The sequence below is a fragment of the Streptomyces sp. NPDC041968 genome (genome assembly GCF_055589025.1).
The window spans coordinates 371273-395639 of the sequence record NZ_JBVJCB010000001.1 but is presented as its reverse complement, the minus strand read 5'-3'; the positions used below and the strand labels follow the sequence as shown (position 1 = coordinate 395639).

Genomic DNA, 24367 nt, shown 5'->3' with positions numbered 1-24367 from the left:
TTACTGTCTGCCGCGTTTCCCTGTCCGTCAGCGGAAGGAGTGCGGCTTCCCGTGGGGTCCCATCGCCGCCTTGCACCATCCGGGTCCGACCGCGGCGTCACCGTCGCCGTCGGCCTCCTCTCCGTCGCCGCCGCGGTCCTCGGCGCCGTACCGGCCACGGCCGCCCCGCACGACGACCGGCGGGCGGAGGTGGACCGGCTCCACACGGAGGCGGAGCGGGCGACCGAGGCCTACAACAAGGCCGACGCGCGCACCGACGCCCTGCGCGAGGAGATCGGCACCGCGCAGGACGCGATCGCCCGGCAGCAGGAGCGGATCAACACCATGCGGGAGGCGCTCGGTTCGCTGGCCGGCGCCCAGTACCGCTCCGGGGGCATCGACCCGTCGCTGGCGCTGCTGCTCTCCGCCGACCCGGACGACTACCTGGACAAGGCCTCCGTGCTGGACCGGATCACCACTCACCAGGCGGGTGAGCTGAGGGAGCTCCAGGACGCCCTGCGTGACCTCGCGCAGGACCGGGCGGAGGCCGGCCGGAAGCTCACCGAGCTGGAGAAGGGCCAGAAGGCCGTCGCCGCCCACAAGCGGACCGTGGAGCGCAAGCTCGCCGAGGCCCGCGAACTGCTCGCCTCGCTGCCGGCCGAGGAACGCGCCGCCTACGACCGCGGCTCCCGCTCCGGCCGCACCGACCTGACCGGCCCCGGGGGGTCCGCGGCCGCCTCCGGGCGCGCCGCGGCCGCCGTCGCCGCCGCCCGCTCCGCCCTCGGCAAGCCCTACGTCTGGGGCTCCAACGGTCCCGGTGGGTTCGACTGCTCGGGCCTGACCCAGTGGTCGTACGCGCAGGCCGGGGTGGGGCTGCCGCGCACCTCGCAGGCGCAGTCCGGAGCGGGCCGGCAGGTCTCCCTGGCCGACGCGCGCCCGGGCGACCTGGTCGCCTACCGGGACGACGCCAGCCACATCGGCATGTACGTCGGCAACGGCCAGGTGATCCACGCGCCCTACCCCGGCGCCCCCGTCCGCTACGACCCGGTCGGCATGATGCCGGTCTCGTCCGTCACCCGGGTGTGACCCGCCGGGCCGGAGCGGTGTGACCCGCTCGGTGGCCGAAGTGCCCCGACGGCCGCCGCCCGCGGCGCGACGCCCGTACGATCGGGAGGATGGCCGGTCGAAGGCGGGTGTCGGGTTCCTCGGTGGTGGCGTTGTGCCTGCTGCTGGTCTCCCTGGTGGCCTGCGGCGGCCGGACCGCCGCCGACCCGGTCCGGGCCGAGGTGCAGGGGGTGCTGGACCGCCGCGCGGCCGCCGTCCTGGGCCACGACCGGGCCGCCTACGCGGGCACGGGCGCCGCGGGCGCCTTCGACCACCTGAGCGAGGTGCCGCTGGCCGCGTTCGCGTACCGCGTGCGGGAGGTGGACCGCACCGGTGACACGGCCACCGCGGACGTGGAGCTGAGCTACCGCGTGGCGGGCTACGACCGGGGCGCGGTCACCGCCGGCCGCACCGTGCGGCTGAGCCGGGACGGCACCGGCGGCCGGTGGACCGTCGAGTCCGAGCGGCCCGCCGGGGAGTCCGGCCAGCAGCCGTGGGACCAGGGAGCGGTCCGGGCCGTCCGGGGGACGCACAGCCTCGTGCTCGGCGTCGGGCAGTCCCCGGGGACGCTGCGCCGCTTCGCGGACCTGGCCGACCGGGCGGTGCCCGCCGTCTCCGCGGCCTGGGACGGCGACTGGGCCCGGCGGGTCGTCGTGGTCGTCCCTCGGTCGGTGGAGGGCATGGCGGGCCTGCTCGGCTCGCCCGCCTCCTCCTACCGGGGCATCGCCGCGGTCACCACCGGGGAGACGGGCGGCCGGGAGCGGGCGCCCGCGGACCGGATCATCGTCAACCCCGACGCGTACGGCCTGCTCGGCACCCTCGGCAGGCAGGTCGTGCTCACCCACGAGACCACCCACGTCGCCACCCGCGCCGACACCACCTCCGCCACCCCGCTGTGGCTCTCCGAGGGCTACGCCGACTGGGTCGGCTACCGGGACAGCGGCCGCACGCCCGATCAGGCCGCCCCCGAGCTGGCCCGCGCGGTGTCCGAAAACCGCGTGCCGGCCCGCCTGCCGACGGACGAGGACTTCGGCTTCACCGCCGACGCGGACGAACTGGCCCGGGCCTACGAGGGCGGCTGGCTGGCCTGCCGGATGATCGCCGACCAGTGGGGCGAGGAGCGGCTGGACGCCTTCTACCGGGCCGTGGGCGGGCACGACGAGCGGGCGGGCGCGGTCGACGACGCGACGGACGAGGTGCTCGGCGTCACGCCGGAGGAGTTCACGGCGCGGTGGCGGGAGTATCTGCGGTCGGAGTTCGGCTGAGCCGGCCGGCGGGCGCGGTCCGCTCCCGGGCGCGCCGCGCGGCCGTGTCGCGCCACAGGGCACGGGCCGCGAGGACCGCCGCGGCGACCAGCAGGCCGTTGCGCACGACCAGCAGCGCGATGCCGAGCGGATCGCTGGCGACGACGTACCCGAACAGGACCGGGAACTCCAGTACCGTCACCAGGCTCGCCGCCAGCACCAGGGCGGCCGGCACCCGCATCCGGCTCGCCCGGAAGCACCTGCAGACCGCCGCCAGGCCGATCAGCCACACCATGTACTGCGGGCTGATCACCCGGCTGGTCACCGTGAACACCAGCACCGCCACGAAGGCCGCGTCCGCCGCCGTGTGCGCCGCGAAACGCGAGGCCGCCAGCCGCCACAGCAGCAGCCAGCCGAACGAGAGGGCGGTCAGCGCGAGGGCGGCCGTGCTCACCGCGCCCACGTACGGGCCGAGGAACTCGACCGAGCCGTAGTGGAGCAGCACCTCGCCGTCCCAGCCGAAGTGCCGGGCGACGTGGAAGACCAGCGCGCCCAGCGACTCCACCTCGGTGCCCCGCTCGCGCTGGAAGGTCAGGAAGGCGAAGGCCCCGGGCATGGTCACGGCGAACAGCGCGGCCGACAGCGCACCGGCCACGGCGGCCGCGGCGAAGGGGCGCCGCCCGCGCATCCCGACCAGCACCAGGGCCGGCCACACCTTCAGCAGCGCGCCGAACCCGGCCAGGGCGCCCGCCAGGCGCGGATGCCTGCCCGCGGCGAGCAGCGCCGCCACCGCGACGGCGGTGACCATCACGTCGTAGCGGGCGTACACCGTCGGACCGAGCAGCGGCACGCCCGCCACCCACACCCACGCACCGCGCGGTGAACGCCCGGGGCCCCGGCCCGCGTGCCGCAACAGGGCGAGGACGAGCAGGTCGGTGACGCAGGCCAGGACGAAGAACGCCGTCGCGTACTCCAGGAAGGGCAGCAGCCCCGGGGAGAGCATCGCGAGGGCCGCCGCGGGCGGGTACTGCCAGGTGACGTCGTTCAGCGGAAACGTTCCGGCACGCAGGACGTCGGCCCAGTCCCGGTAGATGACGGACACGTCGCTGGTGACGTCCGGGCCGGGGAAGACCAGGATCTTCAGGACGAACAGCAACAGGACCAGCCGCGTGGCACCCCAGGCCGTGAGCAGGCGCGCCGCGGGCCGCCTCGCGTCCGTCGTCTCCACGTGCTCCCTGCCCGTCCGCGTGCCGTGCGCTGCCCTGCCTGCTCGCCTGCCCGGCCTGTTCCGCCTGCTCTGCGGCCATGATGACCCGGACACCTGTGCGTCTGCCACAGGAGCGGCCGGGCCCCGCACCGCGCGGCGGGTTCGGTAGGGTCGGCGGCGTGCGCAAGACCTTGATCGTGACCAACGACTTCCCGCCCCGTCCGGGCGGCATCCAGGCCTTCCTGCACAACATGGCGCTGCGCCTGGACCCCGAGCGGCTGGTCGTCTACGCCTCCACCTGGAAGCGGGGCCGCGAGGGCGTCGAGGCCACCGCCGCCTTCGACGCCGAGCAGCCCTTCACCGTCGTACGGGACCGCACGACGATGCTGCTGCCGACCCCGGCCGCGACCCGGCGGGCCGTGGGGCTGCTGCGCGAGCACGGGTGCACGTCGGTGTGGTTCGGGGCGGCGGCGCCCCTCGGGCTGATGGCGCCGGCGCTGCGCAGGGCGGGGGCCGAGCGGCTCGTCGCCACCACCCACGGCCACGAGGCGGGCTGGGCCCAGCTGCCCGCCGCCCGGCAGCTGCTGCGCCGGATCGGGGAGTCGACCGACACCCTCACCTACCTCGGGGAGTACACGCGCTCGCGGATCGCGGGCGCGCTCACCCCCGAGGCCGCCGCACGGATGACGCAGCTGCCGCCCGGCGTCGACGAGAAGACCTTCCACCCGGGCAGCGGCGGCGACGAGGTGCGGGCCCGGCTCGGACTGGCCGAGCGGCCCGTGGTGGTGTGCGTCTCCCGGCTGGTGCCGCGCAAGGGCCAGGACACCCTGATCCGGGCCATGCCGCGCGTCCTGGCCGCAGAGCCGGACGCCGTCCTGCTGATCGTCGGCGGCGGACCCTACGAGAAGGAGCTGCGCCGGCTCGCCCAGGAGACCGGCGTGGCCGCCTCCGTCCGCTTCACCGGGGCCGTGCCCTGGTCCGAGCTGCCCGCGCACTACGGCGCCGGGGACGTCTTCGCCATGCCGTGCCGGACCCGGCGGGGCGGACTGGACGTGGAGGGGCTCGGGATCGTCTACCTGGAGGCCTCCGCGACCGGCCTGCCCGTGGTCGCCGGTGACTCGGGCGGCGCCCCGGACGCCGTGCTCGACGGCGAGACGGGGTGGGTCGTGCGGGGCGACTCCGCCGACCAGACGGCCGACCGCGTCGTCACCCTCCTCGGCGACCCGGAGCTGCGCCGCCGGATGGGGGAGCGGGGCCGGGCCTGGGTCGAGGAGAAGTGGCGCTGGGACCTGCTCGCCGAAAACCTGAAGGCCCTCTTGTGACACGGGGCGCCCCTGGAGCACCGGGAACCGTACGCCGCCCAGGGGCGCGGGGCACCGCGCGACAAGCCCCGCACAACCCGCACCCGCCGACGGCGCCGAGGAGGCACCCCGACAGGCGCCCCCAGCCCACCTACTTCGCGTAGATCGCCTCGATCTCCTCCGCGTAGTCCTTCGCCACCACGTTCCGCTTCAGCTTCAGCGACGGCGTCAGATGCCCGGAGTCCTCCGTGAACTGGGCCGACAGCACCCGGAACCTGCGCACCGACTCCGCCTTGGACACCGCGGAGTTGCCGTCGTCGATGGCCGACTGGACCGCGGCGAGCAGATCCGCGTCCTCCCGCAGCGACGCGGCCGTCGAGCCGGCCGGCTTGCCGTGGTCCGCGCACCAGCGGTCGAGGAACTCCTCGTCGATGGTGATCAGCGCGCCCACGAAGGGCCGCCCGTCGCCGACCACCATGCACTCCGCGACCAGCGCGTGCGCGCGGATGCGGTCCTCTATGACGGCCGGAGCGACGTTCTTGCCGCCGGCGGTGACGATGATCTCCTTCTTGCGGCCGGTGATCCGCAGGTACCCGTCCTCGTCGAGGGTGCCGATGTCGCCGGTGTGGAACCAGCCGTCGGCCAGCGCCTCGGCGGTCGCGCCCGGGTTGTTCCAGTACTCCTTGAAGAGGTGCTCGCCGTGCAGCAGCACCTCCCCGTCGTCCGCGATGCGCACCACGGAGCCGGGCAGCGGCTGGCCGACCGTGCCGATCTTCTGCCGGTCCCAGGGGTTGAAGGCGGTGGCGGCACAGGACTCGGTCAGGCCGTAGCCCTCCAGCACGGTGAAGCCGATGCCGCGGAAGAAGTGGCCGAGGCGCTCGCCGAGCGGGGCGCCGCCGGAGATGGCGTACTCGCCGCGTCCGCCGAGGACCGTACGGAGCTTGCTGAAGACGAGCTTGTCGAAGACCTTGTGCTTGATCTTCAGACCGACGGACGGGCCGGACGGCGTGTCCAGCGCCTTGCTGTACGCGATCGCCGTGTCGGCGGCCTTGTCGAAGATCCTGCCCTTGCCGTCGGCCTGCGCCTTGGCCCGCGCCGAGTTGTAGACCTTCTCGAAGACGCGCGGCACGCCGAGGATCAGCGTCGGCCGGAACGCGGCCAGCTCGTCGGTGAGGTTCTTGATGTCGGGGACGCAGCCCAGTTTGATCGGCGCGATCATCGGCGCGACCTGGACCAGGCGGCCGAAGACGTGGGCGAGCGGGAGGAAGAGGAGGACGGAGCACTCGCCCGTGCGGAACAGCGGGCGCAGCCGCTCGACGACGTTGCCGCACTCGGCGAAGAAGCTGCGGTGGGTGAGCACACAGCCCTTGGGGCGGCCGGTCGTACCGGAGGTGTAGACGATGGTCGCCGGATCGTCGGCCTTCGCGAGCGAGCCGCGCTCCTCGACGGCCTGGTCGGTGACGTCCTGGCCGAGGCGCCCCAGCTCCTCCACGGCACCGGCGTCGATCTGCCACACGTGCTTGAGGGCGGGCAGCCCCTCACGCACCGACTCGACGGCGGCCGCGTGCCCGGCCGACTCCACCACGCACGCCGTGGCGCCGGAGTCGCTGAGGATCCACTGCACCTGCTCGGGGGAGCTGGTCTCGTACACCGGGACGGTGATCGCGCCCGCGCTCCAGATCGCGAAGTCGAGCAGCGTCCACTCGTAGCGCGTACGGGACATCAGGCCGACGCGGTCGCCCGGCTGGACACCGGAGGCGATGAGGCCCTTGGCCGCGGTCTGCACCTCGCCGAGGAAGGCGCGGGCGGTCACGTCCTGCCAGGCGCCTCCCGCCTTGCGGGAGATGACGGCGACGTCCGGATGCTGCGCGGCGTTTCTGCGGACGATGTCGGTCAGGTTTCCGTCCGCAGGGACCTCGTACAAAGCCGGAAGGCTGAACTCGCGCAAGACTGCTGCTCCTCATAGGGCGCCGGCGCCACGACACTGTGTGATGCGACGGTGCGGTCCAAGGCTCGGGCAAGTACTCGTGGATTCACCTGTTGAATTCCAGAGCACGACTGGACTGCCCGGACGTTACCCGCCGGTATGGCTTCTCCGACAGGGGGTCCCCGCGAGATGTTCGCTGCGTCACACGGATGGGGTTTCCTGCGCGCAGAGTAGTCGACGGATCAACCGACCAGCCAGTAACCGCAGGTCCGACCGCCACTGTTCACAAGGGGCACGCGCTGCCTACGCTTGATCGCCATGGCACCCACACCGCCCGGCAACACGACGACCCGCGTCCACGTGGTCAGCGACGTCCACGGCAACGCCCGCGACCTGGCCCGGGCCGGCGAGGGCGCGGACGCCCTGATCTGCCTCGGGGACCTGGTCCTCTTCCTCGACTACGCCGACCACTCGCGCGGCATCTTCCCCGACCTGTTCGGCGTCGAGAACGCCGACCGCATCGTCGAACTGCGCACCGCCCGCCGTTTCGCCGAGGCGCGGGAGCTGGGGGCCCGGCTGTGGGCGGGCGTCGGCGGGGACCGGCGGGCCCTGATCGAGGGAGCCGTGCGCAAGCAGTACGCCGAGATGTTCGCGGCCTTCCCCACCCCGACGTACGCCACCTACGGCAACGTCGACATGCCGCCCCTGTGGCCCGAGTACGCCCGCCCCGGCACCACCGTGCTCGACGGGGAACGGGTGGAGATCGGCGGCCGGGTCTTCGGCTTCGTCGGCGGCGGCCTGCGCACGCCGATGCGCACGCCGTACGAGATCGACGACGAGGAGTACGCCGCGAAGGTGGAAGCCGTCGGCGAGGTGGACGTGCTGTGCACGCACATCCCCCCGGAGGTGCCGGAGCTCGTCTACGACACGGTGGCGCGGCGCTTCGAGCGGGGGAGCAGGGCGCTGCTGGAGGCGATCCGCCGCACCCGTCCCCGGTACGCGCTCTTCGGGCACGTGCACCAGCCGCTGGTCCGGCGGATGCGGATCGGGGCGACCGAGTGCGTGAACGTGGGGCACTTCGCGTCCACCGGGAAGCCGTGGGCGCTCGAGTGGTGAGCCGGGCCGGGGCCGGGGCCGGGGTCGGAGCCGTCAGCGGGGACTCGGCGGCCGGCCCGGGCGGGCAGGTGGTGGGCCGGGCCGCGCGGGCAGGTGGTGACGTTCGCCGTGTCCGTGCGCGATAGCCTTCACGCGGCACACACGTGCGCGCCACGGGCGCACGACGACCTCAACAGCGGCACCGCATCCGGAGGAGCCACGGCGATGGCGGAACACACCAGCTCGAGCATCACCATCGAGGCGGCACCGGCCGACGTCATGGCGGTGATCGCCGACTTCGCCCGCTATCCGGACTGGACCGGAGAGGTGAAGGAGGCCGAGGTCCTCGCCACCGACGCCCAGGGGCGCGCCGAGCAGGTGCGCCTCGTCATGGACGCCGGGGCCATCAAGGACGACCAGACGCTGGCCTACACCTGGACCGGTGAGCACGAGGTCTCCTGGACCCTGGTCAAGTCCCAGATGCTGCGTTCCCTCGACGGCTCCTACCTGCTGCGTTCGGCGGGCGCGGGCACGGAGGTCACCTACCGGCTCACGGTCGACGTCAAGATCCCGATGCTCGGCATGATCAAGCGCAAGGCCGAGAAGGTCATCACCGACCGGGCGCTGGCGGGGCTGAAGAAGCGGGTGGAGTCGGGCGCGAAGTAGTCCGCCCGGCGGCCGGACCCCACGGTGGGCGGCGCCGAACCGCAGGCGCCCGGCGGCCGGGACGCCGGTTCCGTCCGTGGCCCTCGGCGCGCCGCCACCCTCCCCGCCCCGGCGGCGACCAGCGCGGAGGCGGTGCACGGGACGGGCGCGAAGGTACCGTTCAGCACCATGCGCACCATCCTGATCACGGGGCCCGGCGGCAGTGGCCGTACCACCGTCGCGGCCGCCACCGCGCTCGCCGCCGCCCGTGCGGGCACCCGCACCCTGCTCCTCGGCGCCGACCGTGACGACACCCTCGGTGCCGTGCTCGGCGTGCCCACGGGCCCGGCCCCGGTCGGTGTCGAGCCCCGCCTCACCGCCTGGCGGCCCGACGCCGACCAGGGGTTCCGGGACGGCCTCGCCGCCCTCCAGGACCGGGCCGCCTCCGCCCTCGACCTGCTCGGCGCCACCCGCCTCGACCACGAGGAACTCACCCCGCTCCCCGGCGCCGGCGAACTCGTCCTGCTGCGCGCCCTGCGCGAGGCCGCCCTCGCAGAGGCCCACGACCTCCTCGTCGTCGACCTGCCGCCCGCGCCCCGCGCCCTCGCCCTGCTCGCCCTGCCCGAGGAACTGCGCCGCTACCTGCGCCGCCTGCTCCCGCCCGAGCGGCAGGCGGCCCGCGCCCTGCGCCCCGTCCTCGGCCGGCTGGCCGGCGTCCCCATGCCCACCGAGGCGCTGTACGAGGCCGCGGCCCGCTGGGACCTGGAACTCGCCGCCGCCGAGGCCGTCGTCGCCGACCGGAACACCGTCGTACGCCTGGTCGCCGAGCCCGGTCCGGCCGGCGACGACGCGGTCCGCGCCGCCACCCTGGGCCTCGCCCTGCGCGGCCTGCGCACCGACCTGCTGGTCGCCAACCGCGTCCTGCCCGAGGACGCCGCCCGCGCCGACGGCTGGCTGGCCGGCCCCGTGGCCCAGCAGCGCAAGACACTGGAGGAGTGGCGGGGCACCTACGCCGTCCGCGCCCTCGCCCACCTCGGGCACGACCCGCGCGGCGCCGAGGACCTCGCCGCGCTCGCCGCGCCGGGCGTCGATCCGGGCGTCGATCCGGGCGCCGCCCCGGACGCCGCCCCGGTCGAGTGGTCCGTCACCGACCGGCTGGCCGGGGACGGTGTGCTGGTCTGGCACATCCCGCTGCCCGGCGCCGTGCGCGACGAAGTGGACCTGGTCCGCCGCGGGGACGAACTGGTCGTCACCGCCGGGCCGTTCCGCCGGATCGTCCCGCTGCCCTCCGTACTGCGCCGCTGCGCCGTCGACGGGGCAGCGCTGCGGGAGGGCGTCCTCGCCGTCCGCTTCGCACCGGACCCGCGGCTGTGGCCGCGAGGACGCTGAAACCGCGGGTGCCCGGGTGCCCGGGCGTCCGGGTGTCCGGGTGTCCGGCGGTCCCGGTGCCTGGGCAGCCGACAGGGCGACGGGTCGCGCCGCGGGCCGGCGGGCATCGGCTCGTGCCGCGTGTCCGCATCCGTGGCCCGATCCTTCGGGCGGTCCCCGGGTCCGTTCGGGTAACGTCGTAGGGACGAACCGTAGTCAGGAGTCCGTCATGAGCGAAGAGCTCCCCAAGCCCGAGGCCGCTCGTCCCGACGAGGCGGACGCGGTCGACGAGGTGCGGGCGACCGACGCCGACGCCTGGGCGACGGCGACCGCCGAGGACCTGGAGGCGGAGAAGGCCCGCCGCCGTGCCGAGTACGGGCCGCAGCCCGGGTCGGCCGCCGAGGAGCTGCGCCGGCTCGTCGACACCGTCGCGGACAAGCTGTCCGGCCTCCAGTCCCCGCTGCTCGGCCAGGTCGCCGGACCCGCCGCCCAGCAGGTGGTCCGGCAGGTCGTCCAGCAGGCCAGGGCCGCCGTCGAACCGGTCATCGAGCGCAACCCGGGCGTCTTCGACCACCTCGCGGCCGCCGGCGGCGAACTCCTCGCCGCCTACCGCTCCGCCGTCCAGAACCAGGAGAGCCGCTGGACCGCCAAGGACGCCGGAGCCGCCGCGGACACGGACCCCCGCGACCCCCGCGACCTGGACGAACGCCGTGCCGACGGACGGGACGACGGCGACGGGGGCACCGGCCCGGGCCAGCGCATCGACTTGGACTGACACTCCCCTCGGGTACGGTTGCCCTTAGCGGGGCTCGACCGAACTGAGGGATTCATGGGACTCACCATCGGCGTCGACATCGGCGGCACGAAGATCGCGGCCGGCGTGGTCGACGAGGAAGGCAACATCCTCTCGACCCACAAGGTGCCGACCCCGGGCACACCCGAGGGCATCGTGGACGCCATCGCCTCCGCGGTGGAGGGCGCGCGCGCCGGGCACGAGATCGTCGGCGTGGGCATCGGTGCCGCCGGGTACGTCAACCGCCAGCGCTCCGAGGTCTACTTCGCGCCCAACATCGACTGGCGCAACGAACCGCTCAAGGAGAAGGTCGAGGCCCGCGTCGGCCTCCCGGTCGTCGTGGAGAACGACGCCAACGCCGCCGCCTGGGGCGAGTACAAGTTCGGCGCGGGCAAGGGCCACCGCAACGTCATCTGCATCACGCTCGGCACCGGCCTCGGCGGCGGCATCATCATCGGCAACAAGCTGCGCCGCGGCCACTTCGGCGTAGCCGCCGAGTTCGGCCACATCCGCATGGTGCCGGACGGCCTGCTGTGCGGCTGCGGCTCGCAGGGCTGCTGGGAGCAGTACGCCTCCGGCCGCGCCCTGGTGCGGTACGCCAAGCAGCGCGCCAACGCCACCCCCGAGCGCGCCGAGGTACTGCTCGCACTCGGCGACGGCACCCCCGACGGCATCGAGGGCAAGCACATCTCGGTCGCCGCCCGGCAGGGCTGCCCCGTCGCGGTCGACTCCTACCGGGAGCTGGCCCGCTGGGCCGGTGCCGGGCTCGCCGACCTCGCCTCGCTCTTCGACCCGTCCGCCTTCATCGTCGGCGGCGGGCTCTCCGACGAGGGCGACCTGGTCCTCGACCCGATCCGCAAGTCCTACAAGCGGTGGCTGGTCGGCGGCAACTGGCGTCCGGTCGCCGACGTGATCGCCGCCCAGCTGGGCAACAAGGCCGGCCTGGTGGGCGCGGCCGACCTGGCCAGGGAACCCGACCCGATCATGTGACGGGCGCACCTCCGGTGCGGGGGTGCCGAGCGACGGGCGCGGGGCGGAGCCGATCTGCGGCTGCGCCCCGCGGGCGTACGGGCTCCGTGGCGTCGGCGGACATCGTCCGAGGCCCGTCGACGCGTCGCCGGACGCCTCGCGCCGGCCGTGCGGTCCCGTAAATTGACGGCATGGCAACGTCGCTCCAACCGCTCCCCAACTCCCGCACCGAAGCCGACGGTTCCGCCGTCGTCCGGGTCCTCAGCTACAACATCCGCTCGATGCGCGACGACACCGACGCCCTCGCCCGCGTGATCGCCGCCTGCGCCCCGGACCTCGTCCTCCTCCAGGAGGCCCCCCGCCTCTTCCGCTGGCGCAAGAAGCTCACCCGGCTCGCCGCCGCGTCCGGACTGGTCCTCCTCTCCGGAGGCGGCACGGCCGCCGGTCCCGCGCTGCTGTGCTCGCTGCGCGCCACCGTCGAGCGCACGGAGGACGTGCTGCTCCCGCTCACCCCCGGCCGGCACCGGCGCGGCCTCGCCACCGCCGTCGTCCGGTTCGGCGCGGCCCGCGTCGGCGTGCTGAGCTGTCACCTCTCGCTGGAGCCGGACGAGCGCCACGAGCAGGCCGGCCTGCTCCTCGACCGACTGGGCGCCCTCGGCGTGACGCACGCGATCGCGGGCGGCGACCTGAACGAGCGCCCCGGCGGCCGCACCTTCCGGCGGCTCGGCGACGGACTGCGGGACTGCTGGACCGCCGAACCCTGGGGCCGCGAGTACACCTTCCCCGCCACCGATCCGGACCGGCGCATCGACGCGGTCTTCGTCACGGAGGGCATCGAGGTCCTGGGCTGCGGCGTACCGCTCGGGCTCCCCGGGGTGGCCGAGGACGACCTGAGGGCGGCCACGGACCACCTGCCGGTCCTGACCGCCCTCCACGTACCCGCCTGCGCGACCTGACCCGCACGGCAGGGCCCGCACACCGGACCACCGCCCGTCCGCCCCGCTCCGGCCCCGGGCCACGCGCCCCGTGCCCTAGACCACCGCGCCCCGCCCCGGGTCCTCGTCGTCCTCGTCGCCCGTGCGCATCCGCATGACGAGGGTGGCGAAGCCGCCGAGGAAGCCGCCGACGCTCAGGGTCGCCAGCCACCACGTCATGTCCCAGCCGAGCACCACCGCCAGCAGAAGCAGCACCGGCCCCCCGAGCACGCCCAGCCACGCGAACTTCGCGGTGGTGTCGCCCTCCGGCAACGGCGGCGGCTCGGGCGGCACGAAGTGACCCTCGTCGTCCTCGCCGAGATCGTCGTCCGAGGGCTCGGCCAGGCTGTGGTCGCGCGGGCCGCCGACCCCGGGCGCGAACGCCACGGAGCCCCCGAGCGGCCGGTCCCCAGCCGGGCGGTCCGAGGCCGGCCGGTCCGACGCGGGCCGGTCCGACGCGGGAACCTCCCGCTCCGGCTCGTCGTCGTTGGTCTCCGGCTCCAGCAGCGCCAGGTCCTCCACCGACTTGAAGGGCTTCGCGCCCGGCGGGTCCGGCGGCTCGTCCCCGTACCCGGCGACGATCGCGGCCCAGGCGGCGGCCTCGTCGACGGGCACGCCCTGCCCCCCGGGGACGCGCTCCTGCGCGCGCTCCGGGTCCTCACGGTGCTCCCGCTCCACGTCCCGCTCCTCGCGGTCCTCGCGGTCGGAGTCGTGCTCAGCCACCTGCGGCCGTCCCTTCCTTGCCGAGACCGGGCTCCGGCTCCCTGACGGAACCGGGCGCGAGCCGGCCGATGAAAGCGACGCTCTCCGCGAAGATCCGGTCCGCGTCGTGGTCCAACGTCGCCACGTGGTAGCTCTGTTCCAGCAGGACCTCCGTCACGTCCGTCGACGACACCCGGCCGAGGATGCGGGCCGAGTCGGCCGGCGGCACCACATGGTCCCGCGGGCTGCGCAGCAGCAGCAGCGGCTGGGTCACCTGCGGCAGATCGCCGTCGGCGAGACGGAAGAAGGTCCGCAGCGAGTGCGCCGCGTGCAGCGGCACCCGGTCGTACCCGAGCTCTGTGCCGAGCGGCTTGGCGATGTCGCTGGCGATGCCCTTCGTCGCGGGCAGCAGATGGCGCAGGACCGGAAGGGCGTGCTGGGCCACGCCGTGCATCCGGTTCGCCGGGTTGACGACGACGACGCCCGACAGCGCGTCCCCGTGCTTGGCGGCGAGCCGCAGCGCCAGCGCGCCGCCCATGGACAGGCCCGCCACGAAGACCCGCGCGCAGCGCTCCCGCAGGGCGCGCAGCTCGCGGTCCACCTCCGCGTACCAGTCCTGCCAGCCCGTGACCTGGAGGTCCTGCCAGCGGGTGCCGTGCCCGGGCAGCAGGGGCAGAGCGACGGTCAGGTCCCGCGCCGCGAGGTACCTGGCCCAGGGGCGCAGCGACTGCGGGGAACCGGTGAAGCCGTGGCAGAGGAGGACGCCGACCTCCCCGCCCTCGTGGCGGAACGGCTCGGCTCCGGGCAGGACCGGCACGACTCGGTCTCCTGTCGTCAGGGGGCCGGCACAGCCGGCACGTCGGGCGGGACACACGGGTGGGACGCACACGGGTGCGATGCACGCCGAGGCGGTCCTTGCGGGTGCGGTACTCGTGGGTACTTCACCGTACGCGACCGCACTGACACCGACCAGGGCCGTCGGGGCCATTGACGGTGCCCCGGGTTAAGGTCTGACCCACAGACACAGGAGGCACTCGGTTGTTGTACGGCGCGATGAAGGTCACCGTCGGGGGTTCGCTGAAGCTCGCCTTCCGGCCCTGGGTGGAAGGCCTGGAGCACATCCCGGCCGACGGCCCCGCCATTCTGGCGAGCAACCACCTGTCGTTCTCCGACTCGTTCTTCCTGCCCGCCGTGCTCGACCGCAAGGTCACCTTCATCGCCAAGGCCGAGTACTTCAACACGCCCGGGGTGAAGGGCCGGCTGACCGCCGCCTTCTTCAAGGGGGTCGGCCAGCTGCCCGTCGACCGCTCCGGCGTGCGCGGCGCGGGCGAGGCCGCGATCAAGAGCGGCATAGAGGTGCTGGAACGCGGCGAGCTGTTCGGCATCTACCCCGAGGGCACGCGCTCCCCGGACGGCCGGCTCTACCGCGGCAAGCCGGGCGGCCTCGCGCGCGTGGCCCTCGCCACCGGCGCGCCCGTGATCCCGGTCGCCATGATCGACACCGAGAAGATCCAGCCGCCCGGCAAGGTGATGCCGAAGCTGATGCGGCCCGGCATCCGGGTCGGCAGGCCCCTGGACTTCACGCGCTACCAGGGCATGGAGCACGACCGCTTCGTCCTGCGCGCGGTGACCGACGAGGTCATGTACGAGATCATGAAGCTTTCCGGCCAGGAGTACGTCGACATGTACGCGACCGCCATGAAGCGGCAGCTCGCGGACGCGGCGAAGGCCGAGAAGGAGGCCGGCAAGGCGGCGAAGGCCGCGCTCGCCCAGGCCGAGAAGGAACAGACGGCCAAGGAGAAGGCCGCGGCCGAGCAGGACCGGTCCGACGACCGGTAGGCCGGACACCAGGACGTAGGGCCGGGGACGGGGGACATGGCCAGGCGCGAGAGAGTCATGAGGATGTCGGTCGAGCAGCCGCTGTGGCGTGCGCTGGCCGGCTACCGCGTGCTCACCATGCTGTACGCGATCGGCTTCTTCGCCACCGCCTACTCGGGCTTCGTCCGCCCCTGGCTCGCGGTCGCCTACTACGCCGTCCTCTTCGTCTGGACCCTGGCCACCCTCCCCAAGGTCTCGGGCGAGGCGAGCTGCACCAGGCGGTTCCTCGCCGCCGACCTCACCGTCGCCCTCACCGGCATCCTCCTCACCCCGCTCGCCGACGCGCCCGAGCGGGTCATGGACGGCGGCCCGACGCTGCCCTCGATATGGACCGCCGGTTCCGTCCTCGCCTTCGCCATCAAGGGCGGCTGGCGCTGGGCCGCCGTCGCCTCCTCTCTCGTGGCCGTCGCCAACCTGGTCGAGCGGGGCAGCCCGGCCCGCGACACCGTCCACAACGTCATCCTCGTCTGGGTCGCCTCCATCGCCATCGGCTACGTCGTCGAGGTCGCCCGCGCCTCCGAGCGGACCCTCGCCCGCGCCCTGGAGATCGAGGCGGCGACCCGGGAGCGGGAGCGGCTCGCCCGGGACATCCACGACAGCGTGCTCCAGGTCCTCGCGATGGTGCAGCGGCGCGGTGCCGTCATCGGCGGCGAGGCGGCCGAGCTGGGCCGGATGGCCGGTGAGCAGGAGGTGGCGCTGCGCACGCTGGTCTCCGGCGGCCTGGTCCCCGTCTCCCGGCTGTCGGAGGACGCCGCCGAGGGCGCGGTCGTACGGGCCGTGGAGGAACCGGAGGGGGAGGGGCCGGGCGGCCCCGTCGACCTGCGCGCCCTGCTCGCCCCGTACGCCGGCTCCCGCGTGCACCTCGCCGAGCCGGGCGCGCCGGTCCTGCTCGCGCCCCCCGCGGCCCGGGAGCTGGCGGCCGCCGTCGGGGCCGCCCTGGACAACGTACGCAAGCACGTGGGTGAGGACGCGCGCGCCTGGATCCTGGTCGAGGACGAGCCCGACGCGGTGATCGTCACCGTCCGCGACGAAGGCCCCGGCATCCCCGAAGGACGGCTCGCCGAGGCCGAGGGAGAGGGGCGGCTCGGCGTGGCCCTGTCGATCCGGGGCCGGCTGCGCGATCTCGGCGGCACGGCCGAGCTGATCTCGGTGCCCGGGCAGGGCACCGAGGTCGAACTGAGAACACCGAAGGAAGCCGGCGACGCCGTCGCCCGGGGGAAGGCAGCGGACCATGAGTGAACGACAGGACCCGATCAGGGTCATGGTGGTCGACGACCACCCGATGTGGCGGGACGCCGTCGCCCGGGACCTGGCCGAGTCCGGCTTCGACGTGGTCGCCACCGCCGGCGACGGGGACCAGGCGGTGCGCCGGGCCCGGGCCGTCGCCCCCGACGTCCTCGTGCTCGACCTCAACCTCCCCGGGAAGCCCGGTGTCCAGGTCTGCAAGGAGGTCGTCGGCGCCGACCCGACGCTGCGCGTCCTGGTGCTCTCCGCGAGCGGGGAGCACGCCGACGTGCTGGAGGCGGTGAAATCCGGCGCGACCGGGTACCTGCTGAAGTCCGCCTCGACCGGGGAACTGCAGGACGCGGTGCGCCGCACGGCCCTCGGCGATCCCGTCTTCACCCCGGGACTGGCCGGACTGGTCCTCGGTGAGTACCGCCGCCTCGCCTCCGAACCGGCCCCCGCCGCCGAGACCGGTGAACCCGGAGCGCCCCGGCTCACCGACCGCGAGACCGAGGTGCTGCGCCTGGTCGCCAAGGGCCTGAGCTACAAGCAGATCGCCGAACGCCTCGTCATCTCCCACCGCACCGTGCAGAACCACGTGCAGAACACCCTCGGCAAGCTCCAGCTGCACAACCGGGTGGAACTCGTGCGCTACGCGATAGAACGGGGTCTGGACGACGCGTGACCCCGCGCGGGACAGTGGCAGGGTTCTGAACCTCCCGCCGTGGCAAGGGAGTTACGCGATGAAGGTCGGAGTACTGACCGGAGGCGGCGACTGCCCCGGGCTCAACGCCGTCGTCCGGGCCATCGTCCGCAAGGGCGTCCAGGAGTACGGCTACGACTTCACCGGCTTCCGGGACGGCTGGCGCGGCCCCCTGGAGGGCGACACCGTCCGCCTCGACATCCCGGCCGTCCGCGGCATCCTGCCCCGCGGCGGCACCATCCTCGGCTCCTCGCGCACCAATCCGCTCCAGCACGAGCACGGCATCCGGCGCATCAAGGAGAACCTCGCGAAGCTCGGTGTCGAGGCGCTGATCACCATCGGCGGCGAGGACACCCTCGGCGTCGCCACCCGCCTGGCGGACGAGTACGGCGTGCCCTGCGTCGGCGTCCCGAAGACGATCGACAACGACCTGTCCGCCACCGACTACACCTTCGGCTTCGACACGGCGGTCGGCATCGCCACCGAGGCCATCGACCGGCTGCACACCACCGCCGAGTCGCACATGCGCGTCCTGGTGGTCGAGGTCATGGGCCGGCACGCCGGCTGGATCGCGCTGCACTCCGGCCTGGCCGGCGGCGCCAACGTCATCCTCATCCCCGAACAGCGCTTCGACACCGAGCAGGTCTGCGACTGGGTGACCTCCCGCTTCCGCGCCTCCTACGCCCCGATCGTGGTCGTCGCCGAGGGGGCGATGCCGCGCGACGGCGACATGGTGCTCAAGGACCAGTCGCTGGACTCCTACGGCCACGTCCGGCTGTCCGGCGTGGGCGAGTGGCTGGCGAAGGAGATTGAGAAACGCACCGGCAAGGAGGCCCGCACCACCGTCCTCGGCCACGTCCAGCGCGGGGGCACTCCCAGCGCGTTCGACCGCTGGCTCGCCACCCGCTTCGGCCTGCACGCCGTCGACTGCGTCCGTGACGGGGACTTCGGCAAGATGGTCGCCCTGCGGGGCACGGACATCGTCCGCGTCCCGATCGCCGAGGCCACGGCACGGCTGAAGACCGTGGACCCGAAGCTGTACGCGGAGGTCGGGGTCTTCTTCGGCTGACCGGCGTGACCGGCGTGACCGGAGGGCGGGCGGCGGGCCCGGACCGTATATTCGGCCGGGAGCCCAGCAGAACGGGAGCGGTCGTGGAAATCCTCGCCTTCGGTGTCCAGGCCGACGAGCAGCCCCTGATCGAGCAGGCCTTCCGCGGCCGCGAGGACGTCCGCTGCCTCGACGTCTTCCTCAACGAGGACACCGCCCCCATCGCGGCCGGCCACGAGATCGTCTCCACGTCCGTCAACGCCGACCTCGGCGCGGACGTCCTGGAGATCCTCGCGGCCGGCGGCACCCGGATGGTGGCCCAGCGCTCCACCGGCTTCAACAACATCGACCTCGACACCGCCGGGCGCCTCGGCATGACCATCGCCCGGGTCTCGTACTACTCCCCGTACTCGGTGGCCGAGTTCGCCTGGACCCTCGCCATGGCCGTCAACCGCAGGATCGTGCGGGCCTCCACCCGCACCCGCGACTTCGACTTCCGGCTGAACGGCCTGATGGGCCGGGACATGCACGGCCGCACCGCCGGAGTCCTCGGCACCGGCAAGATCGGCGAGGCCTTCGCCCGCATCGCCCACGGCTTCGGCATGCGGCTGCTCGGCTGGGACGTGGCCGAGAACCCCGCCTGCACGGCGCTCGGCATGCGCTACGTCGCCAAGGACGAGCTGCTCGCCGAGTCCGACCTGATCACCCTGCACGTCCCGCTGACGCCCCAGACCCGGCACCTGATCGACGCGGCCGCCCTGAAGACGATGCGGGACGACGCGATCCTGCTCAACTCCAGCCGCGGCGGCCTCGTCGACACCGCCGCCCTGGTGACCGAGCTGCGCGCGGGCCGCTTCACCGGCGTAGGCCTGGACGTGTACGAGGCGGAGGCGGGCCTGTTCTTCCTCGACAAGTCCCTGGAGGCCATCGCCGACGACACCCTGGCCCGCCTCGTCACCTTCCCGAACGTGCTGGTCACCTCGCACCAGGCGTACTACACCGAGGACGCCGTCGGCCAGATCGTCGACGCCACGGTGAGGAACGTGCTCGACTACCGGGCCGGCCGCCGCTCCGAGAACGTGCTGGTGCCGCGCAGCTGACCGACCAGCTCCCGCACGATCGCCGCGCCGTCCAGCGTCAGCACCGACTCCGGGTGGAACTGGACCCCGGCGAAGCCCGGCCCGCGCAGGGCGTGCACCTCGCCGCCCGCCCCACGGCTCACCTCCACGCCGTGCGCGGCCAGCTCCGCGGCGGTCCCGTCGTCGCAGTGCGCGGTGAAGCTGTTGTAGAAGCCGACGGTCTCGGGCCGTCCGAACAGGTCGATCTCCGTCTGCGCCCCCTGGTACGGCACCTCCTTGCGGACGATGTCCAGTCCCAGCTCCGCCGCGATCAGCTCGTGCCCGAGGCAGACGCCGAGGACGCCGTGCCGGTTCTCCCGGAGCGCGTCGGCGGTCAGCGCGCGCAGGAAGCGCATCCTCGGTTCGGCGGGGTCGGACGGATCACCGGGGCCGGGCCCCAGCACCACCGGGCCCTCGTGCCCGAGCACCGCCTCGCGCAGGCCCTCCTCGTCGTACCGCCGCGCGCTCACCGCGAGTCCCGACGAGCGCAGCACGTGCGCCAGCATCGCCGTGAAGGTGTCCTCCGCGTCGACGACCAGGGCGTGCCCCTCCAGCGCGCCCGACGGCTCCTGCATCCGCAGCCAGAACGGGGCGAGGGAGGCGCGTCGCCCGTCCAGCGCCGCCCGGACGCGCGGGTCGTCGGCCAGCTTCGGCCGCTCGGCCTCCGCACGCGGCCGGGCAGGGCCCACGCCCAGCGCGGCCAGCACCCCGGCCGCCTTGGCGTGGGTCTCCGCGACCTCGCCCGCCGGGTCCGAGCCCCGCACCAGCGTCGCGCCGACCGGCACCCGCAGCCGTCCGGCGGCGTCGATGTCGGCGGTGCGGATGAGGATGGGGGAGTCGAGCGTCTGGGCGCCGCCGGAGTCCCGGCCCAGCAGGGCCAGCGCCCCCGCGTAGTAGCCGCGCGCCACACCGTCCCGCCCGAGGGGCTCGTACCGCTCGATGACCCGGCAGGCGTTCTGCACCGGCGAGCCGGTGACCGTCGCCGCGAACATGGTCTCCTTCAGCACCTCCCGCACGTCCAGCGAGGAACGGCCGCGCAGCTCGTACTCGGTGTGCGCGAGGTGCGCCATCTCCTTGAGCCGCGGTCCGACGACGACGCCGCCCATGTCGCCGACGGTGCACATCATCTTGAGCTCCTCGTCGACCACCATCGACAGCTCCTCGATCTCCTTGCCGTCGGCGAGGAAGTCCAGCAGGTGCTCGGGGGTGGGACCGTCGGAGGGGTAGCGGTACGTCCCGCTGATCGGGTTCATGACGACCGTGCCGCCGGACATCCGCACGTGCACCTCGGGGCTGGCCCCGACCAGCGTCCGGTCCCCGGTGTGCACCACGAACGTCCAGTACGCGCCCCGCTCGCCCTCCAGCAGCCGCCGGAACAGCGCCAGCGCGTCCGCCCGCCCGAACCCCGGGACGCGGCCCTCGTACGTCCGGCGGATCACGAAGTTGGCGCCCTCGCCCGCCCCGATCTCCTCGTCCAGCACCCTCCCCACGATCCGCGCGTACTCCTCGTCGCCGACGTCGAAGCCGCCGTTCTCGACGCGGACCTCGTGCGCCGGGAGCCGGTCCAGGGCCTCGGCGAGGGGAATGCCGTACCGCTCCTCGGGAGTCAGCACCAGCAGCGGCGTGCCGTCGTCGCGGACGTCGAAGCCGCGCTCGCGGATCTGCCGGAAGGGAACGAGCGCCAGCCCCTCGTCGGGCAGATCGGCGAGTCTGTCGTGCTCCGTCACCGGGCCGAGCAGCACTTCCACGGTGTCCTGGTCGAGGCCCGGGGTGCGCCGGCGGAGCAGGGCGAAGGGGCGGGAGTCGGTCAGGAGGGCGTCGAGCGGTGTCATGGGTCCGTTTCCTTCTCGGTCTGGGAGAGAGGAACGGTCCCCGGTCGCGGAAACGCCGAAGGCCGCCCCTCGGGCGGCCTTCGCGAAGTCTTACGTCACGCGCAGTCAGCGGGCCGCCGGATGAGCGGTCCACCACCAGTTCTGGATCGAGTGCGCGAACATGCCGACGACCCTAGCGCATCCGCCCGCCACGCCGCGGCACGTCCCGGGATACGGGACGGGCGCGGCGCCGCGGGAGGATGCGCGGGACACGGGCCCACGGCGGTCGCGTCAGATGATCGTGCCGTACACGTTCCAGCCGCCGCCCACCTTGGTACGGCCCTGGAAGGGCGCGGAGGTGCTGCCGGTTCCCTGGTAGAACCAGAGCACGCCGTCCTTGTCGCGGGCGACCAGGTCGGGCCTGCCGTCACGGTTCAGGTCGCTCGGGCCGTTCAGCGCGTCGTAGGCGGACCAGCCGCCGCCGATCCTGCCGCGGCTCTCGAAGGGGGCCGTGGTGTCGCCGGTGCCGCGGTAGAGCCACAGGACGCCGCTCCTGTCGCGGGCGACCATGTCCGCCCTGCCGTCACCCGTGAGATCGCCGGTGTCGGTCAGCGCGTCGTAGGCGGACCAGCCGCCGCCGATCCTGCCGCGGCTCTCGAAGGGGGCCGTGGCGTTGCCGGTGCCGCGGTAGAGCCACAGGACGCCGCTCCTGTCGCGGGCGACCATGTCCGCCCTGCCGTCACCCGTGAGGTCCCGGGCGCCGGTGATCGTGTCGTAGGCGGACCAGCCGCCGCCGACCCGGGTGCGCTTGCCGAAGGGCTCCGCCAGGTCGCCGCTGCCCCGGTAGTACCAGAGCACTCCGCTCTTGTCGCGGGCCACCGCGTCACCGGTGCCGTCCGCGCGCAGCGCCGTCAGCGTGGTCACCGCGTCGTAGGCGTTCCAGCCACCGCCGACGCGGAAGCGGCTGAAGAACGGGGTGCTCGCGCTGCCGGTGCCCTGGTACTGCCACAGCACGCCCGACGCGTCCCGGCCGAGGAGGTCGTAGCGGTCGGTGCCGGGATCCGGCGCGGTGCCCTTGCCCACCTGGACGTCGGAGACGCGGACCCAGGCCAGCCGGTGGTTGTAGCGGATCGGGTAGAACGCCGTGTCGCCGACGACCACCGCGCGCGAGCCCTCGCCCGAGCCGTCGATGGTGCCGCTGTTGTAGTACGAGCCGCGGATCGCCGGACCGGCCAGCATGTACTTCTGTCCGGCGAGCACGCCGTACTTGGTCAGCGACGCGGTGTTGTCGTCCTGCACCGGCACCCCGGTGTCCGCGTAAGCGGTGTCCTCGGGGTAGGCGCGCCCGTACACCGGGACCGTGCCGGCGCCCGCCCTGGGCGTGATCACGTCGGGCGTCCCGACGGCGGTCGCGAACTGGCCGCCCTTGTTCTGGAACCACGCCTTCTTGCCGCCGTACCAGATGGCGGTCCAGTCCTGCCGCGCCTCGGCGACGACGTACGCGCCGCCGGCCACGACCTTGTTGGCCCAGTTCCAGCCCTCGGTCGAGGTCTGGCTGCCCAGGTACGGGTCGGTGAGGGTGGCCGAGGTGGTGCTCGGCGACGAGTACAGGTACGTGAAGTTCGCGGGCTGCGCGGGGACCGCCGCCCCGCCGTTGGTGAGCTTCGGCTGGTTCGCCGTGGTGAACGGCGGCACGGCCCGGACCACCTGTCCGGCCTTGTAGGGGCCGCCGGGGCCCTCGGCGCCGGTCGGGGCGCCCAGCAGGTCCATGTAGTGGTTCCAGTCCCAGAACGGGCCCGGGTCCCAGTGCTGGGCCTTGACCTTGGCGTCCAGGACGCCCGGCACCTCGTCGTGGCCGATGATGTGCTCGCGGTCCAGCGGGATGTCGTACCTGCCGGCCAGGTGCTTCACCAGCGCGGCCGAGGACTCGTACTGCGGCTCGGTGTACCAGCTGCCGTCCCTGATCGCGTAGCCCTCGTGCTCGATGCCGATCGAGTGCATGTTGAGGCTCTTGTTGCCCGCGTGCCACGCCTCGTTCTTGTTCTCGACCATCTGGGTGACCAGGCCGTCGGAGGCGCGGATCAGGTAGTGGGCGCTGGCGTACGTCTTCGGGTTCTGGAAGACCCCGAGCGCGCTCGTGTAGCTGCCCTCGGTGTCGTGCAGCAGGATCGAGTTGATCTCGTGACCGGCCTCGGGTCGGCTCGCGATGCCGTAGTTGCCCCAGTCGTCCAGGGCGCCGTTCTGCTGGTACGCGGCGGGCCGGAAGTCGCAGTTCAGGCCGGTCGGGCAGTCGGGGGTCGCGGCGGCGCCGGCGGCCTGGGCCCCCGCGAGGTCGAAGTCGGTTCCCCGGTCCGGCTCGACCGCCGGGTCGGCCGGCAGCGTGAGGGACTGACCGTCCGCGGTGACGCGCCGCTCACCCGTTCTGATCGACTCGAACACGCGTCGCGCGAAGAGTTCCGCGCCCTTGTGGTCCGTGGCCTGGCTGGCGCGGGCCACGGCCGGATACCAGGCGCCGGGGTCCTCGGGCAGCGCGCCGGTGGCGTCCTGCTGGTACTCGGCGAGCAGTGCGGCGCCCGCCCGGATGCTCTCCCCGGGGTCGCTGCGCACCTGCTCGGGCGAGGCGTCGATGAGCCCGGCCGCCTCGTCCAGGGTGTGCAGCCGCGGGTCGCTGGTGTCGACGGCCTTCTCGTCGAGGCTCGCCAGCGCCTCCTCGGCGTCGAAGTTCTTCTCGACGGCCGGGTCGCCGCTGCGGTTCATGTGCTCGAGCTGGTGCTCGCGCTCGTCGGCGGCGCCCTCCTCGAGGCTCTCCGGGTCGACGTCGGTGAGCCCCATGACGTTGTAGGCGCCGGTGGTGCTCGGCAGCCCGTCGTGGTCCTCCCAGCGCGTCTGCCGGTACGAGACGGCCATCAGCACGCTCTGCGGGACGTCGAACTCCTCGGCGGCCTGGGCGAACCGGGCCTGGAGCGGGAGGTCAGCGGCGGCGCCGGTGCCGTCCGAGCCGAGGAGGCCCGGCGCGGCCAGGGCCAGGGTGCCGGCCGTGGTGGCGGCGGCCACGAGCGAGGCGACACCGTAGACGAGCAGTCTCTTCTTCTTACGGTCTCTGCGATGGTCCGCGCTCAAGTCCCACCCTTGGTATGCGCTCGGTCTGTATGTGAGATGTACATGATTCAAACGTCGAAGGCGCGTGAGGTTACCAACTCCTGTCCCGCGGTCCGCGCGGGGGAGGCGTCTCACCTGTCGAGCCGTGCGAAAACCCCTTGGCGGGACCCCGTAGGGT

At 73.7% G+C, this 24367-nt stretch carries 21 protein-coding genes; 14 read left to right on the top strand and 7 right to left on the bottom strand.

Features of this window, described 5'->3' with window-relative positions:
* Positions 1-51 precede the first annotated feature (51 nt).
* Together ACZ6EG_RS01805 and ACZ6EG_RS01800 are read left to right on the top strand one after the other, a co-directional pair.
* Positions 52-1065 carry a C40 family peptidase gene (locus tag ACZ6EG_RS01805; protein WP_391967692.1) on the top strand — a complete coding sequence of 338 codons (1014 nt, stop codon included), beginning with the start codon at positions 52-54 and terminating at the stop codon, positions 1063-1065.
* Positions 1066-1154: 89 nt separating this feature from the next.
* A complete protein-coding gene (locus tag ACZ6EG_RS01800) occupies positions 1155-2348 on the top strand; it encodes a hypothetical protein (protein ID WP_469600706.1) in 1194 nt (397 codons plus the stop codon).
* Here ACZ6EG_RS01800 and ACZ6EG_RS01795 read toward each other — a convergent pair.
* On the bottom strand, positions 2305-3555 hold the full coding sequence (locus tag ACZ6EG_RS01795) for a glycosyltransferase 87 family protein (RefSeq protein ID WP_469600704.1): 1251 nt from the start codon (positions 3553-3555) through the stop codon (positions 2305-2307). The genes ACZ6EG_RS01800 and ACZ6EG_RS01795 overlap by 44 nt on opposite strands.
* Positions 3556-3713: 158 nt before the next feature.
* On the opposite strand from ACZ6EG_RS01795, the gene ACZ6EG_RS01790 reads away from it, so the two are divergent.
* Complete coding sequence (locus ACZ6EG_RS01790) at positions 3714-4856, top strand: glycosyltransferase family 4 protein (RefSeq protein WP_469600701.1); 1143 nt, start codon at positions 3714-3716, stop codon at positions 4854-4856.
* A gap of 130 nt (positions 4857-4986) precedes the next feature.
* Here the strand turns inward: ACZ6EG_RS01790 and ACZ6EG_RS01785 are convergent, their stop codons facing one another.
* A complete protein-coding gene (locus ACZ6EG_RS01785) occupies positions 4987-6783 on the bottom strand; it encodes an AMP-dependent synthetase/ligase (protein ID WP_356610596.1) in 1797 nt (598 codons plus the stop codon).
* A gap of 339 nt (positions 6784-7122) precedes the next feature.
* On the opposite strand from ACZ6EG_RS01785, the gene ACZ6EG_RS01780 reads away from it, so the two are divergent.
* From ACZ6EG_RS01780 to ACZ6EG_RS01755, 6 genes are all read left to right on the top strand, one after another.
* Positions 7123-7878 (top strand): metallophosphoesterase family protein, encoded by a 756-nt coding sequence (locus tag ACZ6EG_RS01780; protein ID WP_391968272.1) that lies wholly within the window; start codon positions 7123-7125, stop codon positions 7876-7878.
* A 204-nt stretch (positions 7879-8082) separates the two neighbouring features.
* The gene (locus tag ACZ6EG_RS01775) at positions 8083-8523 is read left to right on the top strand and encodes an SRPBCC family protein (protein ID WP_469600699.1); all 441 of its coding nucleotides are present in this window, start codon (positions 8083-8085) and stop codon (positions 8521-8523) included.
* 168 nt (positions 8524-8691) lie between these two features.
* Positions 8692-9891: an ArsA family ATPase gene (locus tag ACZ6EG_RS01770; protein ID WP_469600697.1), complete on the top strand. Its 1200-nt coding sequence runs from the start codon at positions 8692-8694 to the stop codon at positions 9889-9891.
* A 208-nt stretch (positions 9892-10099) separates the two neighbouring features.
* Complete coding sequence (locus ACZ6EG_RS01765; RefSeq protein WP_391967686.1) at positions 10100-10645, top strand: DUF5304 family protein; 546 nt, start codon at positions 10100-10102, stop codon at positions 10643-10645.
* 54 nt (positions 10646-10699) lie between these two features.
* Complete coding sequence (locus ACZ6EG_RS01760) at positions 10700-11653, top strand: ROK family glucokinase (RefSeq protein ID WP_053129509.1); 954 nt, start codon at positions 10700-10702, stop codon at positions 11651-11653.
* Between the two features lie 170 nt (positions 11654-11823).
* Positions 11824-12588, top strand: coding sequence for an endonuclease/exonuclease/phosphatase family protein (locus ACZ6EG_RS01755; protein WP_391967685.1), 765 nt, complete (start codon positions 11824-11826; stop codon positions 12586-12588).
* A gap of 75 nt (positions 12589-12663) precedes the next feature.
* On the opposite strand, the gene ACZ6EG_RS01750 is transcribed toward ACZ6EG_RS01755, so the two are convergent.
* Both ACZ6EG_RS01750 and ACZ6EG_RS01745 read right to left on the bottom strand, forming a co-directional pair.
* The gene (locus tag ACZ6EG_RS01750; RefSeq protein ID WP_469600693.1) at positions 12664-13329 is read right to left on the bottom strand and encodes a hypothetical protein; all 666 of its coding nucleotides are present in this window, start codon (positions 13327-13329) and stop codon (positions 12664-12666) included.
* A complete protein-coding gene (locus ACZ6EG_RS01745) occupies positions 13322-14125 on the bottom strand; it encodes an alpha/beta hydrolase (RefSeq protein WP_356610590.1) in 804 nt (267 codons plus the stop codon). Before ACZ6EG_RS01745 ends, ACZ6EG_RS01750 begins: the two co-directional genes overlap by 8 nt.
* A 236-nt stretch (positions 14126-14361) precedes the next feature.
* On the opposite strand from ACZ6EG_RS01745, the gene ACZ6EG_RS01740 reads away from it, so the two are divergent.
* The 5 genes from ACZ6EG_RS01740 (at position 14362) to ACZ6EG_RS01720 (ending at position 19261) form a co-directional block, all read left to right on the top strand.
* Complete coding sequence (locus ACZ6EG_RS01740; protein ID WP_391967683.1) at positions 14362-15147, top strand: lysophospholipid acyltransferase family protein; 786 nt, start codon at positions 14362-14364, stop codon at positions 15145-15147.
* 36 nt (positions 15148-15183) lie between these two features.
* Positions 15184-16425 (top strand): MacS family sensor histidine kinase, encoded by a 1242-nt coding sequence (gene macS / locus ACZ6EG_RS01735; protein ID WP_391967682.1) that lies wholly within the window; start codon positions 15184-15186, stop codon positions 16423-16425.
* A complete protein-coding gene (locus ACZ6EG_RS01730; RefSeq protein WP_391967681.1) occupies positions 16418-17095 on the top strand; it encodes a response regulator in 678 nt (225 codons plus the stop codon). Before macS ends, ACZ6EG_RS01730 begins: the two co-directional genes overlap by 8 nt.
* A 58-nt stretch (positions 17096-17153) precedes the next feature.
* Positions 17154-18182, top strand: a complete 1029-nt coding sequence (locus ACZ6EG_RS01725) for a 6-phosphofructokinase (protein ID WP_391967680.1) — start codon at positions 17154-17156, stop codon at positions 18180-18182.
* A gap of 83 nt (positions 18183-18265) precedes the next feature.
* On the top strand, positions 18266-19261 hold the full coding sequence (locus ACZ6EG_RS01720) for a 2-hydroxyacid dehydrogenase (RefSeq protein ID WP_391967679.1): 996 nt from the start codon (positions 18266-18268) through the stop codon (positions 19259-19261).
* On the opposite strand, the gene ACZ6EG_RS01715 is transcribed toward ACZ6EG_RS01720, so the two are convergent.
* The 3 genes from ACZ6EG_RS01715 to ACZ6EG_RS01705 all read right to left on the bottom strand — a co-directional run bounded on the left by ACZ6EG_RS01715 (position 19213) and on the right by ACZ6EG_RS01705 (position 24210).
* On the bottom strand, positions 19213-21111 hold the full coding sequence (locus tag ACZ6EG_RS01715) for an anthranilate synthase family protein (protein WP_469600689.1): 1899 nt from the start codon (positions 21109-21111) through the stop codon (positions 19213-19215). The genes ACZ6EG_RS01720 and ACZ6EG_RS01715 overlap by 49 nt on opposite strands.
* Positions 21112-21216: 105 nt before the next feature.
* A complete protein-coding gene (locus ACZ6EG_RS01710; RefSeq protein ID WP_079033853.1) occupies positions 21217-21273 on the bottom strand; it encodes a trp operon leader peptide in 57 nt (18 codons plus the stop codon).
* A 108-nt stretch (positions 21274-21381) separates the two neighbouring features.
* Positions 21382-24210, bottom strand: a complete 2829-nt coding sequence (locus ACZ6EG_RS01705) for an N-acetylmuramoyl-L-alanine amidase (protein WP_469600686.1) — start codon at positions 24208-24210, stop codon at positions 21382-21384.
* Between the last annotated feature and the right edge of the window lie 157 nt (positions 24211-24367).

What these genes read in the sequence shown, in the direction of transcription:
- ACZ6EG_RS01740 (WP_391967683.1), top strand. Translation starts at nt 14,362, where the DNA reads ATGAAGGTCACCGTCGGGGGTTCGCTGAAGCTCGCCTTCCGGCCCTGG.
- ACZ6EG_RS01725 (WP_391967680.1), top strand. Translation starts at nt 17,154, where the DNA reads ATGAAGGTCGGAGTACTGACCGGAGGCGGCGACTGCCCCGGGCTCAAC.
- ACZ6EG_RS01765 (WP_391967686.1), top strand. Translation starts at nt 10,100, where the DNA reads ATGAGCGAAGAGCTCCCCAAGCCCGAGGCCGCTCGTCCCGACGAGGCG.
- ACZ6EG_RS01800 (WP_469600706.1), top strand. Translation starts at nt 1,155, where the DNA reads ATGGCCGGTCGAAGGCGGGTGTCGGGTTCCTCGGTGGTGGCGTTGTGC.
- ACZ6EG_RS01715 (WP_469600689.1), bottom strand. Translation starts at nt 21,111, where the DNA reads ATGACACCGCTCGACGCCCTCCTGACCGACTCCCGCCCCTTCGCCCTG.
- ACZ6EG_RS01775 (WP_469600699.1), top strand. Translation starts at nt 8,083, where the DNA reads ATGGCGGAACACACCAGCTCGAGCATCACCATCGAGGCGGCACCGGCC.
- ACZ6EG_RS01760 (WP_053129509.1), top strand. Translation starts at nt 10,700, where the DNA reads ATGGGACTCACCATCGGCGTCGACATCGGCGGCACGAAGATCGCGGCC.
- ACZ6EG_RS01770 (WP_469600697.1), top strand. Translation starts at nt 8,692, where the DNA reads ATGCGCACCATCCTGATCACGGGGCCCGGCGGCAGTGGCCGTACCACC.
- macS (WP_391967682.1), top strand. Translation starts at nt 15,184, where the DNA reads ATGGCCAGGCGCGAGAGAGTCATGAGGATGTCGGTCGAGCAGCCGCTG.
- ACZ6EG_RS01730 (WP_391967681.1), top strand. Translation starts at nt 16,418, where the DNA reads ATGAGTGAACGACAGGACCCGATCAGGGTCATGGTGGTCGACGACCAC.
- ACZ6EG_RS01755 (WP_391967685.1), top strand. Translation starts at nt 11,824, where the DNA reads ATGGCAACGTCGCTCCAACCGCTCCCCAACTCCCGCACCGAAGCCGAC.